General features: G+C 34.9%; 13 protein-coding genes and 1 pseudogene. 12 read left to right on the top strand and 2 right to left on the bottom strand.

Features of this window, described 5'->3' with window-relative positions:
• Nucleotides 1-43: 43 nt before the first annotated feature.
• Both ACH0BF_RS16600 and ACH0BF_RS16595 read left to right on the top strand, forming a co-directional pair.
• The gene (locus tag ACH0BF_RS16600) at nucleotides 44-1,198 is read left to right on the top strand and encodes a hypothetical protein (RefSeq protein ID WP_406909758.1); all 1,155 of its coding nucleotides are present in this window, start codon (nucleotides 44-46) and stop codon (nucleotides 1,196-1,198) included.
• A gap of 13 nt (nucleotides 1,199-1,211) precedes the next feature.
• Nucleotides 1,212-1,562 carry a hypothetical protein gene (locus ACH0BF_RS16595; RefSeq protein WP_406909757.1) on the top strand — a complete coding sequence of 117 codons (351 nt, stop codon included), beginning with the start codon at nucleotides 1,212-1,214 and terminating at the stop codon, nucleotides 1,560-1,562.
• Nucleotides 1,563-1,662: 100 nt separating this feature from the next.
• On the opposite strand, the gene ACH0BF_RS16590 is transcribed toward ACH0BF_RS16595, so the two are convergent.
• The gene (locus tag ACH0BF_RS16590; RefSeq protein WP_406909756.1) at nucleotides 1,663-1,932 is read right to left on the bottom strand and encodes a helix-turn-helix domain-containing protein; all 270 of its coding nucleotides are present in this window, start codon (nucleotides 1,930-1,932) and stop codon (nucleotides 1,663-1,665) included.
• Between the two features lie 470 nt (nucleotides 1,933-2,402).
• On the opposite strand from ACH0BF_RS16590, the gene ACH0BF_RS16585 reads away from it, so the two are divergent.
• From ACH0BF_RS16585 to ACH0BF_RS16550, 8 genes and pseudogenes are all read left to right on the top strand, one after another.
• Nucleotides 2,403-3,131 carry a hypothetical protein gene (locus ACH0BF_RS16585; protein ID WP_406909755.1) on the top strand — a complete coding sequence of 243 codons (729 nt, stop codon included), beginning with the start codon at nucleotides 2,403-2,405 and terminating at the stop codon, nucleotides 3,129-3,131.
• 11 nt (nucleotides 3,132-3,142) lie between these two features.
• Nucleotides 3,143-3,730, top strand: a complete 588-nt coding sequence (locus ACH0BF_RS16580) for a hypothetical protein (protein ID WP_406909754.1) — start codon at nucleotides 3,143-3,145, stop codon at nucleotides 3,728-3,730.
• Between the two features lie 35 nt (nucleotides 3,731-3,765).
• Nucleotides 3,766-4,335 (top strand): hypothetical protein, encoded by a 570-nt coding sequence (locus ACH0BF_RS16575; protein ID WP_406909753.1) that lies wholly within the window; start codon nucleotides 3,766-3,768, stop codon nucleotides 4,333-4,335.
• A 140-nt stretch (nucleotides 4,336-4,475) separates the two neighbouring features.
• Nucleotides 4,476-4,670 (top strand): hypothetical protein, encoded by a 195-nt coding sequence (locus ACH0BF_RS16570; RefSeq protein ID WP_406909752.1) that lies wholly within the window; start codon nucleotides 4,476-4,478, stop codon nucleotides 4,668-4,670.
• Between the two features lie 196 nt (nucleotides 4,671-4,866).
• Nucleotides 4,867-5,856, top strand: a pseudogene (gene holB / locus ACH0BF_RS16565) (DNA polymerase III subunit delta'); the annotation flags it as partial.
• Nucleotides 5,857-5,937: 81 nt separating this feature from the next.
• Nucleotides 5,938-8,028, top strand: a complete 2,091-nt coding sequence (locus ACH0BF_RS16560) for an ATP-dependent helicase (RefSeq protein WP_406909751.1) — start codon at nucleotides 5,938-5,940, stop codon at nucleotides 8,026-8,028.
• Between the two features lie 94 nt (nucleotides 8,029-8,122).
• Nucleotides 8,123-9,730 carry a DNA polymerase III subunit gamma/tau gene (gene dnaX / locus ACH0BF_RS16555; RefSeq protein WP_406909750.1) on the top strand — a complete coding sequence of 536 codons (1,608 nt, stop codon included), beginning with the start codon at nucleotides 8,123-8,125 and terminating at the stop codon, nucleotides 9,728-9,730.
• 397 nt (nucleotides 9,731-10,127) lie between these two features.
• The gene (locus ACH0BF_RS16550; protein WP_406909749.1) at nucleotides 10,128-11,282 is read left to right on the top strand and encodes a toll/interleukin-1 receptor domain-containing protein; all 1,155 of its coding nucleotides are present in this window, start codon (nucleotides 10,128-10,130) and stop codon (nucleotides 11,280-11,282) included.
• A 563-nt stretch (nucleotides 11,283-11,845) separates the two neighbouring features.
• Here the strand turns inward: ACH0BF_RS16550 and ACH0BF_RS16545 are convergent.
• Nucleotides 11,846-12,712 (bottom strand): hypothetical protein, encoded by an 867-nt coding sequence (locus ACH0BF_RS16545; RefSeq protein WP_406909748.1) that lies wholly within the window; start codon nucleotides 12,710-12,712, stop codon nucleotides 11,846-11,848.
• Between the two features lie 577 nt (nucleotides 12,713-13,289).
• Here ACH0BF_RS16545 and ACH0BF_RS16540 point away from each other — a divergent pair.
• Together ACH0BF_RS16540 and ACH0BF_RS16535 are read left to right on the top strand one after the other, a co-directional pair.
• On the top strand, nucleotides 13,290-13,805 hold the full coding sequence (locus ACH0BF_RS16540; RefSeq protein WP_406909747.1) for a thermonuclease family protein: 516 nt from the start codon (nucleotides 13,290-13,292) through the stop codon (nucleotides 13,803-13,805).
• A 72-nt stretch (nucleotides 13,806-13,877) separates the two neighbouring features.
• Nucleotides 13,878-14,138 (top strand): zinc-finger domain-containing protein, encoded by a 261-nt coding sequence (locus ACH0BF_RS16535; protein ID WP_406909746.1) that lies wholly within the window; start codon nucleotides 13,878-13,880, stop codon nucleotides 14,136-14,138.
• Nucleotides 14,139-14,239: the final 101 nt, after the last annotated feature.

Raw genomic sequence — 14,239 nt, 5'->3', positions numbered from 1 at the left:
TTTTATAAAAGAGAGGTGTTCAACTTAAAGGAGCGTAGGCTTTATGTTTTCAGTGATTGCTCTCTTAGTAGGGCTGTTTGTATTAGGAATCTTTCAGTTTATCTTCATTACTGCAATTATTGCTCGCAGCATGAAGAAAAAAGAAAACCCTCAAACATTAGAAGAGAAACAAGAGGCTCTAGCAGATAAGATGCTACAAAGCTATGAAAAGAGAAGAAGGGAGCAAGTCTTGAATGACTCTGCTAATTGTGATGGTTTTATAACAGATTATCTTAAGCAACATAAAGAAGAATTCGAGTTATATGAAAAAGAAAAAACTAAATTGTTAGAAGAGAAAATCCGGTCAGAACAGGCTTTGTTAAAACAGCAAAGAGTAGAGGTGGAAAGACAGGCTAAAGGGGAGGAGAGAGTTATATCTCAACCTGTACCTGGTGAACCGGAAGAATACTCGCCTGCAGTGGAGCCGGACTTGTATATTAGTGAATCCCAAGCATTTAGAGATATAGATGCTATGCATTATGAAGATATTCCAACATTTTCGCCTTCATACGAACCAGAGGGAGACATGATACCGCGTGAAGAACCTTATGTTTATGAGGAGTACAAATCTCCTCCAATAGACCATCAAGAGCCTGATAGGGAACCACCTAAATACAGCCATTTTCCAGAAAGTACATTTTTACAAGAAATGAAGCAAAAGTTTTCAGTATCCGAAGAAGTTGTTGCTGCGAATGAGCATGCGCCATTATTAGAAGAACCATATTATAATCCACCATTTGAGGATCAGTATATTCCGGTTAATCCTGAAATATATAATAGCGTTATTGCGGAACCCAATATCGTTTTTACGAAAGAGGAAGACTTCCCTTTTGAGAGAAATGAACATGAGGAGCCGCAACAATCCGTTATATCAGCAGTGGAACAGAACCAAATTATTACTTTTATGAATCGTATTGATATAGAAACACAGCGATATGTAAAAATGAAAAAACAAAAGTGGGTTGCAATGACAGAAAAGGAGCGGAAGCAGTATTTATTGCTTGAAAAAATCACACATTTATCCAAACTACCACAAACACAGGAAAATATGGACGAGACGATCCTAACACTTTATGATTTGTATCGCCATGAGGGGAAAAAGTCAGATATGGAATTAATAAGAAAACAATACCCTGGTTTATTTAAGAAAAAAAATTAAGGAGAGAAAGATTATGCAAAAATGGAGCTATGAGGCTGAAGAGTTATTGATGTTTCCTATCCATCCCGATGATGTTGTTAGAGATAGCGATGACCCGTTTTTTATACCTGATGAGTATGCCTGGTTAACCACAGACAGTATTGGCAAAAACACTGAAGGAAAACAAAAATGGATTGGTCGGGTAATTGGTAAGAATCAGCAATATATTCATTTTCGTGACAGTACTCATCGAAAGTGGATATTTGTGAAAAATAAAATTGATCAAATTCAAATACACGATCTTGTTATTGTTCATGTAGATTACAAGATTGGAGAAACAGTAAAAGCAAACGATATTTTTATTCTTAAAGAAGTATCAAATTAATCAAAGAGCGCCCCATTGTATTTATCAGTGGGGCGCTTCCTTATTAAATGTTTTAATACATTGCTTTAGAATGGATTATAAATTTTGTAGAGAAGACACATCATTTATCAGCAGTACCATCGATAATAAAAGGGGTGTCTAATACCTTAGATAGCTGCAACAAAGTATTCTCCCTGGGACTGGTGAGCCCTGCCTCAATTCTTCCCACTGTCGATTTTGGGATTCCTGCGATATCTGCGAGCTCCTGTTGCGATAGATTCCTTTGCTTTCTTGCTTTTTTAATTTGTGACGCAATACTCCCTTCTTTTAATGGTCTTTCTATAAGATCATCACTTTTGTGTATTTCCTGCCCATTAGAAAAATCATCCATTTTTTGTCCCTCCCTACGTTAACCCGGAGCATACTACAATTTAAGCCAAGCTTAATAGTGCCTTTCAATGCGCGAAAAGCTGTATTAACGGTCTATTTCTTATGCAATACTTACATTTTTGTATGCTTTTAGGAAAAAATATGGTAGCATTTATGCTATCAAACTGGTTAGAATAGAAATGAAATATCCACTCATATTACATTTTAAAAAAATGGTTAAAAAATTGCTATTTCTTCTAAATTACCCCTTCACAAAATCTTGGTTGCTCATCATGATATCTACAAATGAACAAAAAAGAAAGGAAGAAGTAAAATTCTGTTTTATTTAATAACAATTCTAATATAGTAGATGAAAGGAGTTATAGTATAATAAAGGAATCTATAAATTTTGGAATAACAGTAAAAAGAATGGAGGGAAGTTAGGCTATTTACTTTCGCGGTAAAAACCGGTAAGTGGCTAAACGCTGAAGTATGATACCAATAAAGAAATCACCATTATTAACACAAGCATCAATTACAAGAGCATTAAATGAGTTTCTGGATTCGCATAAAGATTTTCTCATTTCTGAATGTGAATTTGAGTACCGTATCAAAGACAAAAAGCCTATGGCTTTTTTGAACTTTGTTAACGAACATGTCCCTTCAATGAAGCAAAGCAAAGAGACATTAAATCAAAGTATATATGACGGATACATGGATTGGATAGTGCCGCTTGAAGAATTTATATGCAAAAAAGGCGACATTATTGAATTTAAGTCCAAGTTTGATTCGTCTGGAGAACTGACAGGAGCATTGGATGTCTCTTTAAATGTCAGTATACCAGAAGAACATTCAAAAGATTGGATAGCCTTTCTTGACAATGAATATCAAAAGCTGCACTTTTTATATGAGAACGTTCAATTTGTAGCCTTTAATGTAGAGTCGAAAAGGTTAAAGCAAATCTGTTTTCACATGAAAACTAATCCATATGAGCGGTCACTCCGTGAATTATTGTCACTGGAAATAGAAGAGCTTAAGGAGAAAAAACAGGAAGCGTATCAACTGTATACAAACCATCTCATAAATATTTGGAAGGAAGCACAGGCATACATAGAACAGCGTAAAGAGCTACATACCTATCGTTTTTATGCTACACGTCGCAACGAAGGGGCATATTTTCGCTTGTCAGAAACATCTACATGTCGTGTTAAATTAACCTAATGAGTGTGAAAATGAGAAATTGCTTACTGGTTGCTTTAATGTTTCTTTCGTTCTTTATTAGCAACATGCAAGTTGACGCGGCAGAATTTGATTTAAAGGGTTATAATGAATACCAACAATACCAGCTAGAACATACACAAAGTTTTCAAGAGTTCTCTCAGCAGGTGAAGAAAGATACAGACTATTCATTTTCAGTGATGTACAATGTGGCTTTTCAGATCTTTACTATCATTTTTGTAGGTGCGGTAGTGGTACTTGCAGGAGCAATTACGTTAAAAAATGGACAGTGGATGAAGTGGTCAAGCAATACAATGGTTTTTACCTTAATCACAATACTAATCATTCGCTTGGTACCCATATTGTTTTTGACAGTCAATGTTACCAGCTTCACGATGTTAATTACTGCAGCTGTTGAGTTGTTAGTACATGCATTATTTTATTTCGCTGTCACAATGGTATTGGTGAGTCTATTTTTGAAAATGCTTTATCGAATGTTTGAGCACCCCAAATACTTTAGATGGAGCCGGTCACTTTTCAATGGTTCAATCCTTGTTTTTATTCTTTCGCTCATTACCCCTGTGATCATTCAAAATCTATAATATTACTAAATATACAGTCAGGAAGGAGGGATTCTATGCTGAAACTATTGGTGAATAATAAGAAAGAGGTTACTTGTCGCTCGAGTTGCCACTTGTTTAACAAAAAACACGACTGCTGTCCAATCATTCGCGAGGTTTCGTATGACGACCCATTGTTACCAAAACGCTGCCGTAACTTTCAATATAAGAATGGTACAGAGCCTGTACTGTCAACAGGAGGATCTGAATCTTCGGAGGTATCCTTTTCATTTGTAATAGCAGGAGATCGAGGAGGTAATGAAAATTATCCTAATTCTCCGAGTGATCCGGTCTCTGGTGTTCCCATGAATGTGTTTTGGCATACAGATGTATCAGGCACATACGGCTGCTGGATTTTAAATGAGTCTGCTTCAGGTTTAATGAAATTGCCCAGAAGTGTAGATGATGTTGAAAAGGGTTGGGCAAAAGGAGTGTATCGTTCACCTCTTCCTCTGCATGATCATCAATGTAGGCATGAACTCCGCTCCCGTATCTGCTGGTATGTAGACCATGATGGATGGGGACAGTACGCTATTTTGATCGGGAATCAAATTGGATATTTAGAGCATCCTCGTCCAGGATATTAAAGAATTAATAAAAAAGAAAAAAAGCTTTGACCTATACTATTGCGGTCAAAGCTTTTTTATTTTATTCGGTATTTTTCACTTCGAATAAGTAGCAAATTTGATCATCATATAAGAAACATTAAGTAAAGGAGTGAAAATGAGTGCTTTCAGATTTATTAAAGAAACTAACTAAAAAGCCGGATACAGACTTTGATAGAAAAATAACCTTGATGATTAGCATTGCATTACTCATAGGTGGTCTATTATTTTTTCGAATGATCATAAAACTTCTACCATGGATTGCTTTAGGAATTGTTGTTTTTATTTTTTATAAGCTTTGGAAGAAAGGATACTAATCGAATCTTTTATAAAAAGCAAAAGAATGAGGCTGGCTTTTTATATTAGGTGAATGGTAAAATAGGAATAGAATTACTTATTTTTCTTTTTTCTTTTTTTTACCAAATTAACAATGACACAGCCTCCGGGCATGAGAGCTAGATTTACTAATCACTCTTATGCCTTCGGAGGCTTTTTTGTGTCCAAACGAAGGAGAGAAACAATCGTATGCAACAAGTTGTTAACCAAACATTAAAAAACGCATTTAAAAACAGGCGAATGGCCCATGCTTATTTGTTTGAGGGTCAAAGGGGAACCGGAAAAAGAGAAACAGCTTTGTATTTTGCCAAGTTATTTTTTTGTGAAGAACCAACATCTAAACAGGAGCCTTGTGAGGAATGTTCAACATGCAAGAGAATTAGAACAGGGAACTTACCAGACCTTCATATGGTAATCCCAACTGGAAACTCAATTAAAAAAGAGCAAATACAGAATTTGCAACGTGAATTTTCCATGTCAGGCGTTGAATCAGATAAAAAGGTGTACATCATAGAACATGCTGATAAAATGACGGACTCTGCCGCTAATAGCCTATTAAAGTTTTTAGAGGAACCAACGGGTGATTCTTTAGCAATTCTCTTAACAGAACAACCGCAAAATATTCTTCAAACAATAAAATCTAGATGTCAGCCACTATCATTTCTTCCGTTGCCACAAGAGAGGTTCGTTCAACAACTTATATCGGAGGGAATATCCGAATCAATAGCAAAAGTGTTATCCGCACTTACGCATAATATTGAAGAAGCAAAAAGTTGGGAAGAAGAAGATTGGTTCATAGAAGCTGTTCAACTAACCCGAAAAATGGCTAGTTTATGGTTTCAAAAACCTATGAACGCATTTATCGCAATTCAAGAAGGATGGGTGCAGCATTTCTCAGATAAAGACAAACAACTACTTGCTTTAGAACTTTTATCTGTTTGGGTAAAAGATGTGCTTTATCTTCAAGTAGGAAAAGAAGATTCCATTCACTTTACACAAAATAGAGAAGATCTTTATGAGCAAGCTAGAAAAACAAATCCAAGCGTTTTAGCGGAATCCTTATCAGCTTTAACAGAAGCACGTAAACGAATGGCATCAAATGTGAGTTTTCAGCTTTGTCTTGAAAAGGCTGTGATCCACAGTATTCAGGCTATTCATAAAAAGTAATGATAAGTAATTCTTCTTATCAGCCGATTTTTAGAGCAATTAAATATTACACTTTTTTCAGAAATGGAGCGTGTCAAATATATGAAATGTGAAGCAGAAACTAAAAAGAGAGGTTTCTCGCCTTTATCAGATTGGTTTAAGGTGCAACCAAGAGCAATTGTTGATTCGCCCAAAACTACGGAGCAGCTTGTAGCAAATCATGAGCATGATGCCTTTTATTTTAGAGAACTTGAAAGATCAGGTATATATCTTAATGTTAATCAGCTAAAAGCAGTTCGTACAACAAAAGGACCTGTGCAAATAAATGCAGGCGCAGGTAGTGGTAAAACTACAGTAATCATTTCTAGAACAGGTTATTTGCTTTCCGTAGAAAAAGTAGAACCAAGTTCGATTCTTCTTGTGACTTTTACAAAGAAAGCTTCAGATGAAATGAAAGAAAGAATTGGAAATTTACCAGGAATCACGGAACAAATGAAAGCAAGCGTTTGTTCAGGAACATTTCATTCAATCTTCCTCAGAATGCTGAGAGAAAATGGATGTGCGTTAGAAGTACTATCATCAGAGAAATTTCGACACGTAATAATTAAAAGAAAGATGCGTGAGATAGGGCTTCAGGATGCTTTTGAACCAGAAACCGTACTTGCGATGATCTCAAATTATAAAAATAACATGATAGAAGCTGAGGATTTGAAGCCCAAAAGCCAAATAGAGGAAGAGTTTAAACGAGTCTTCCTTGCTTATGAAGAATGGAAATGGAAAGAAAAAAAGATGGATTTTGACGATATCCTTCTTCATTGCTACAGAATGCTCAGAGACAAAGCGGAAATTAGAAAGCATTATCAAGAGAGGTTTAAATACATTATTTGTGATGAAGCACAAGATACTTGTCCAATTCAATTTCAAATAATTAAGCTCATAGCCGGTGAAAGTTCTCCTAACCTATGTTTAACCGGAGATGTTGACCAGTGCCTATATGGCTTTCGCTCAGCAGAACCGGAATTCATGTTATCGTTCCCTGAAATGTACCCAGATACTCAGGAAATAACACTTGATATAAATTACCGTTCAACAGATAGCGTAGTAGGCATTGGAAATGATGTTATAAGAAACAATAAAAAGCGCCTTAAAAAGACGTTGAAGTCTGTACATTCGTCAGATGAAGTACCTTCGTTTGTTAGACCTCGTGATGAAGAAGAAGAAGCTGACTTTATAGTGAAAGAGATAAAAAAGAATTTCAAAAAAGGTAAAAAACTCAAGAATATGGCGATTCTATTTCGGACACACTCCAGTAGCCGTGCAGTTGTTGATGAGTTAGTTAGACAAGACCTTCCGTTTGTTTTGCATGGGCATAAGAACAATAGCTTCTATGTAAATTCATTTGTAAAGCCCATGCTGGACTTGCTGAGACTTTCTCTTAATCCAAATAACGAAGACGCGCTTATAGGAGCATCACCACTTCTCTACTTACGTAAGGATGCCGTCATGGCAGAATTGGCTGCTATTAAACGAGCATCATTTCTTGTAGGAAATGAATATAAAATGACAACCGTATTCGAGAAGTTGAAACATCAGCTTAAACCTTTTCATCAAAGACAATTAGTTGCTCATAAAGCAACCATAATGGCCTTGAAAATGATGGAACCTGTAAAGGCGATTGAAATAATTCGGGGTGGCAGCATTAACTATGATAAATATTTAGAAATGGATGATAGAAGAACTTTGTCTTTACATAAAGAGATGGTCAAGGAGATGATCGACTCTTTGCAAAACTCCGCTAAAAGATTTTCAAGTGTAAAGGACTATATCCAATTTGTAGACAGAGTAATAGAAAAAAACCAACAAATGGATGAAATGAAAAGTAACCCTAATGTGGATGCTGTCCATCTTATGACTATACATGCATCCAAGGGATTAGAGTTTGAAACAGTCTATGCTATTGGTGTAGTAGAGGATGTATTACCTCACAGCTCCGCGAAGAAAGCAGATGAACAAAATGACAGAATTAGGAATGAAAATATCGATGCTGTAGAAATGGCGATGGAAGAAGAACGGAGAATACTTTATGTTGGCCTAACAAGAGCTAGACAGTCTCTTTATATATCCTCACCTGAAATATATAACCAAAAAGAGAGAGAGATTTCTCGTTTTCTATTAGATGCTTTTCGTATATAAACAGCAAGTAATTATTAATCATTGAAATAATTCTTTTTTCAGAAACCGAAATTAATGATAAAAATCTAAAACAATAAAATTGGAGGAATTACTCATGACAACTATCCAAATGACTGACCAAGCTTACCAAGCGATCTATAGAAAGTATCGGCCGCAAGGTTTTCAAGATCTTATTGGTCAAGAACACATTAGCATAACAATTTTAAATACACTAAGAAATCAACGTTTTTCTCATGCATACTTATTTACCGGTCCCCGAGGAACGGGAAAAACGTCTATTGCAAAGCTATTAGCCAAGGCGGTTAACTGTGAAAGTCCTGTAAATGGTGAGCCTTGTAATGAGTGCAGAAACTGTCATGCCGCTTCTAAAAATGCAATGAATGATATTAAAGAAATTGACGCCGCTTCTAATAATGGTGTAGATGAGATCCGTTCTATTCGGGAGGACGTTAATTTTGTTCCGTCCGATGGAAAATACAAAGTATACATTATTGACGAGGTGCATATGCTCTCGACGGGTGCTTTTAATGCTCTACTGAAAACATTAGAAGAACCACCGGCACATGTCATTTTTATTTTGGCCACTACTGATCCTCATAAAGTGCCGCTTACTATCATTTCTCGGTGTCAGCGCTTTGATTTTCGTAGAATTTCACCGGAAGATATGTTGAAGCGTATGAAATTCATTGTTCAAGATCTTTCAGTAGAAGCAGAAGAAGGAGCTCTTCGTTTAATTGCTCAATCCGCACAAGGCGGTATGCGGGATGCCTTGAGTTTACTCGATCAAGCTATTTGTTATGCGGACGGTCCATTAAAAGAAGAGCATGTGACTACAGTGGTTGGAAAAACTTCAGTAAAGGAAATTGGGCTTGTCATTCAAGCTATACACCACAAAGAATTACGAACAGTATTAACTAAAGTAGAGGAAATGATTAATCAAGGAAAAGAACCAGAATACTTTATGAATGATTTAGCAGGTTACTGTCGTGATGTACTCATTTACCAGATGACAAATGATGAAGCTCAACTAACGACAGCCCTTGCTGATGAAGTCTTTTTATCACTTGTAAAAGAGATTAACTCTTCAATTCTTCAACAAATGATTCAGGAACTTTTAGAGCAACAGTCTCTCTTAAAGTGGGCAAGTTCTGCTAAAACTACGCTAGAGGTAGCCATGATTAAGTTAGCAGGTATCCAGCCGGCTGTAGCAAGTAGACAAGAATCTCAAGGGGAAAACAATTCAAGCGCAATACAAGAGAATGTCGCCAAACAAAGAAAGCTGGAAAATGAGACACAAGAGACCCCAGCCTCTAATAAAATTGCAAATGTAGATAGAACTGGACGTTCTATTAAACAAATTATTCAGAAGGAAGTATTTTCAGTTGCAACAAAAAAGCAGAAGGTCTTCTTAGGATCCATGTGGACTAATATGCAAATTGAGATGAGCAACTTTACTGGGGAATCAATATTTAACAAAGGTTATATTGAACTTGCATCTGAATTACATGTTGTAATTGTGTTCCGTACTGAAGCTGAAGTGGAAGCGGCAAAGCAACATCAACAGGTGTTTGAACGTTGTTTAGTTAATATTGTAGGGAGTGCAAGAACTGCATACTTCATTACAATAGAGCAATGGGAGGAACTAAAAGAAGAATATATACAGGCTCATACTTTAAGGAAACAAGAAAGAAAAATGGCTTAATTAAAAGAAAAAATATTTTTCTAACAAAATAGAAAAAGACTGTAGCGCTTCTTTATGAAGAAAAGCTACGGTCTTTTTTATGGCTCTTCGTCTTAGTTGTAGTTTTATAAAAAGACTAATCATTTATCATACAGTTTGATTAAAAACGTTAAGTAATAATGTTGTTTAAAAGTCCTTTTCTAACTAACGGGCAGTTTAGCTTAATTAAGAAGCAAAAAGATAGACTATTATATGATATAATACAAGAAAAATATGGTTGTATAGGAAAATGTAGATGTATAACTGATAATCGGGAAACTATGTTGATATCTTCAACAATAATGAGTCCTTTTCAAGCCATATAAATCCCGTCTATATCATCATATTTTTTAATTTATAAATGTTGAGGTTAAAGATTATGAATGAGATAAGTTATGACTTTTTCATTAGCTATAATCATAACGATGAAGAATATGCCACTTGGATTGCTTATTTATTGGAAGAGGCTGGTTATAAAACTTTTTACCAGGCCTGGGATTTCAAAGCTGGTAACAACTTCATCCTTGAAATGCAAAAAGGAGCAAAATTTGCTCACCATACTCTAGCTCTTATTTCAGAGAATTATCTTTCATCCTTATATACTCAACCAGAGTGGGCAGCAGCTTTTGGCTCGGATCCAACAGGAGCATTACGAAAGCTAATTCCAGTAAGGATTCAAGATATAGAATTAGAGGGACTTTTACCCCAAATTGTTTATATTGATTTGGTTGGTAAAGATGAGGAAAAAGCAAAGAAAGAAATACTTGAAGGAGTCTTAAATGAGAGAAAAAAACCAACGGCCCCACCTCCGTTCCCAGGAATAATTCAAAAGAAAGAAAAAAAAGACGAAACAGTCGCTGGAAACTGGTATGATAGATGGCTAGTGCCCCGTATTAATGATCTTGAAGACAATAAATTTGCCAATGATATTATCGAAGGAGCAAAACTTGTTGTGCACCTAATTCCATTAGAATCACTAGCAAAGGAGTTACAATTTCCCATAAACGAATTAATGCAAGCAACTTCTCTAAAACCCTTTTATACATCTGGGTGGGATTATAAAGTAAATAAAGATGGATTTTGTACATTTGCTAAATGGCCAGCGATTAATGATCCTCACGCATATGTTCAAATATTTAGAAATGGAATAATTGAATCTGTTGATTCAGGTATGCTCATGTCTAATAATGAATTGAAGTATATACCATTTATAAAGTTTGAAAAGGATATAATTACACACATAAGGGATTATTATTTAAAATCTTTAAGAAACATTGATGTTAAACTGCCAATAGCGATAAGTATTACCCTTTTTAATGTTTCAGATTATTTTATATCATCAAACCCAAAACTTCCTAGAGAAAGAATAAGTGAATCTACATTAAGGCTACCTGTTGTTATTGTTAATTCCTGGGAAGAAAATATTGAAACCCTTTTAAAGCCAAGTTTTGATATTCTGTGGAATCATTGCGGGTATGAAGGTTCCTTAAATTATACTGCCAATGGTGAATGGAAAGAATATAGAGGTTACTAATTTGTACGTTTAAATTTTATTTTTAGCAAAGTTTCGTAAAAAAAAGAACCTCTAAAAGAAGAATGTTTCTTCAATTAGAAGTTCTTTTTTCTTTATGTATGCAAGAATGGCTGTGAGATTTTGTATTTAAACAAACGGGTGCTTTAGTTGAATAAGAATTAAACACAAAGAAAGAATCCATTTTGACAAACTTTTTTCAAAACGGATTCTTTTTATTTAGTATTAAGTATGTGCTTGAGAGATACTTTTGATCAAACTTTATTTTAAAGCATCATTAGTGTAGTGCTTATTTCTTAGATTAACTGTAGCCAATTATTTTTAGCGTCTCGGATTTAAACAGAAAAGATTGTGTCTTCGATTTACTTTAATTCCTTCTCTACTTGTCATATATGGCAAGTAACCTCTTGATTCATTAGTTCTCCTTTATTTGTGTATATTTCATAGAGTCTTATAATGTTTTGCTAAAATGAATTTTAAAATAATAACAAGAATCTTATAATATTTTAATGCAGCTTATCATCTAAAATTAAACACCGTTATTAATAGCGAGTAACCAACTACTTTTATTCGATGGGACTAGAGAGTAAGCGGAGATTCCCTTGAGATGACCAAGCCTTTGTAAAATCTGCTGTATTCTTAAAATTTGAGGTTTTTAAAGTATGGAAGAAACTTTCTTTCGCCATACTATCCAGAATTTTAAAGAAATAGTTTTCCTGCGGGGCTTCGATCTCCTGGATCAAAATCATTTTTTCAAATGTTTCTACATTAATCTCTTCAGGTAAGGAGTCTATCAAATCCGGAATGTTATTTTTATGTGTAGATTCTCTATACAGCAGAAATCGGTTTTTATTACGGTTGAGTGAAAGTAGTGATAGGCAATTGTTTTTATCCATTTTCCAGCCATTATAAAAAATCAAACTCAATAGCTCTAATTGAGGTTCCTGTTCAAAAGGATTTATCTCTATCATTTTTTGGAGTGAATCTATCCGATATTTCAATTGTTCTAGAGATGATTTTAATTGAGGAGAATGTCGTTGCTTTAAAAAGCTCTCAACCTCTTCCTCAGTTTCTTGTGCCCACTCTAATAAGGGAACAATCTTCTTCACATATTCTTCTTTTTTTATCCTAAGATTATCTTCTATTTTTCGAAACCGTTTCATCCAAGCAAATATATTATACGGACTATATCGTTTAAGATCATTTACACTATTGAGATCTAAAGGAAGTTCTTGAGAGTCATAATCTTTAAAATGATTAACAATGAGAGAAATTGCAGCCACCTTTGTCTCTTTTAAACGATGATTCGCAAGGAGATTAGTCGTGTTCTCAAGAAAGAAACTATATTCAATCAACTCGTCGTATAAACAGGCTAAAACCTCATTCACTTTATTTACAAAGCCTTTTCTTTTTTCAAAATCCAAAATGATCAAAACATCACACTTCTTTCTTAATAATTTTCCTCGCCTACTAATGATATCTACGCATAGCGAAGTATAGGTATTGATTACGCAGATAAGTTGAAATGTTATTACTTATATGATGAAAGGTAGGGTGGTATTTTCTAAGACGAAATTTTAAATTTTTTAAGCAAAAATAATTTACTAAGACTCTTCCTAGTTTTTTCTAAAAAAATTCCTCTTTTTTTTTCATTTTCCCCTTACAATTTCAGAAAAAATCCACATCATATCTATGCATGGTTATTTCTCTAATTGATTTTCAATGTATTTGGATTCCCCACCATGTACGGTAGAGGATAACCTTATATTTTCTCTCTATCTCTTTCTTTCTCTCAAATTAATTTGAGGGATTTGGATAAAGGAATATTCCTTTATCCCTTTTTTAAATATTTAACATTTATTGGTTACTATAAATCAAATATGAAAGGATTGTGTTGCTTTGAGGAAGGTAGCATCTATCTGTACTGCATTAAGTGGGGTCATAATTCTATCCGGATGTAGCGGAGGAGCTTTAGACCTTGAAAACAGTGCAATCGTATCAGGTGAAAGTATGGAATTTTTACAAAATCCATTATCTGGACCGGGACAAGCAGCAAGTGAAAAGGTTAAAGCTCCTCCAAAACCAATTGTGAAGTTCTGGCCGGATGACGCAAAGTTTCCAATGAAGAAAATTCAATACAGCAAAACTATTGATGGGGAAACATTTGAGGCAACAGATGGATTGAGATATCGCTTGCTTGGTATAGATGCCAAAGGTGAAAAAACACAGGAGAAAAGAAAGTATGTGCAATTGAATGAAGAAGCAGCACAGAGATATTTATCTATTCTTCTAGCCGATAGAAATATCTATATCGAAACTCCACCAGGAGCAGAAAAAGAAAACCCAATTCCTGTTTATGTATGGAAGGGCGACAATCATGAAATGGTAAATTTGAATGCTCGAATGATTGACCAGGGCTATGTCAAATCTCATCGTGAATATGGTCATACAGTGTATGATCGCGCATTTAAAGCCTTAGAAGTTGATTCGAAGGTAAATAAACGAGGTATTTGGAATTTCAACTAACTTATTAAAATGACAATTATATTGTAGAGGAGGAGAAGCACAGGCTTCCTTAGCTTTGTGCGACACACGGTAATGACAATAACTAGAGAAGAAAGACAAGAATTGAGAATTAAAGCGTGCGATATTATTGATTCGATTTGTAGTAAATGTGAGTTGGTAGAAAAAAATAGAGCCGAGCTGGGCAATAAAGGAGCTTACAACTATTGTGTAAGAGATTGTTCAGTTGCTAAAGAGTTACAAGAAATCGGAAAGAAAGTTATTCAAACAGAAGAAGAAATTGAAGTCATCCCAGAGGAAAAAAGAGAAGCATATGAAGAAGAAGTGACTCCTTAATTTCTAGACGATTTATAAAAGTTTAACGAAGTGTATTTAATTATAATAATTAATAGAGGCACTTAAAGTGATGCTTTTCAAACTTAAGAAAGGAGAGATTG

Origin of the sequence: Pseudobacillus sp. 179-B 2D1 NHS (genome assembly GCF_045370945.1) — a bacterium.
Lineage (GTDB): Bacteria > Bacillota > Bacilli > Bacillales > Domibacillaceae > Pseudobacillus.
The sequence above is the reverse complement of the archived record's forward strand: the minus strand, read 5'-3'. Positions and strand labels throughout refer to the sequence as shown.

What these genes read in the sequence shown, in the direction of transcription:
- ACH0BF_RS16600 (WP_406909758.1), top strand. Translation starts at nt 44, where the DNA reads ATGTTTTCAGTGATTGCTCTCTTAGTAGGGCTGTTTGTATTAGGAATC.
- ACH0BF_RS16595 (WP_406909757.1), top strand. Translation starts at nt 1,212, where the DNA reads ATGCAAAAATGGAGCTATGAGGCTGAAGAGTTATTGATGTTTCCTATC.
- ACH0BF_RS16590 (WP_406909756.1), bottom strand. Translation starts at nt 1,932, where the DNA reads ATGGATGATTTTTCTAATGGGCAGGAAATACACAAAAGTGATGATCTT.
- ACH0BF_RS16585 (WP_406909755.1), top strand. Translation starts at nt 2,403, where the DNA reads ATGATACCAATAAAGAAATCACCATTATTAACACAAGCATCAATTACA.
- ACH0BF_RS16580 (WP_406909754.1), top strand. Translation starts at nt 3,143, where the DNA reads ATGAGAAATTGCTTACTGGTTGCTTTAATGTTTCTTTCGTTCTTTATT.
- ACH0BF_RS16575 (WP_406909753.1), top strand. Translation starts at nt 3,766, where the DNA reads ATGCTGAAACTATTGGTGAATAATAAGAAAGAGGTTACTTGTCGCTCG.
- ACH0BF_RS16560 (WP_406909751.1), top strand. Translation starts at nt 5,938, where the DNA reads ATGAAATGTGAAGCAGAAACTAAAAAGAGAGGTTTCTCGCCTTTATCA.
- dnaX (WP_406909750.1), top strand. Translation starts at nt 8,123, where the DNA reads ATGACAACTATCCAAATGACTGACCAAGCTTACCAAGCGATCTATAGA.
- ACH0BF_RS16550 (WP_406909749.1), top strand. Translation starts at nt 10,128, where the DNA reads ATGAATGAGATAAGTTATGACTTTTTCATTAGCTATAATCATAACGAT.
- ACH0BF_RS16540 (WP_406909747.1), top strand. Translation starts at nt 13,290, where the DNA reads ATGGAATTTTTACAAAATCCATTATCTGGACCGGGACAAGCAGCAAGT.
- ACH0BF_RS16535 (WP_406909746.1), top strand. Translation starts at nt 13,878, where the DNA reads ATGACAATAACTAGAGAAGAAAGACAAGAATTGAGAATTAAAGCGTGC.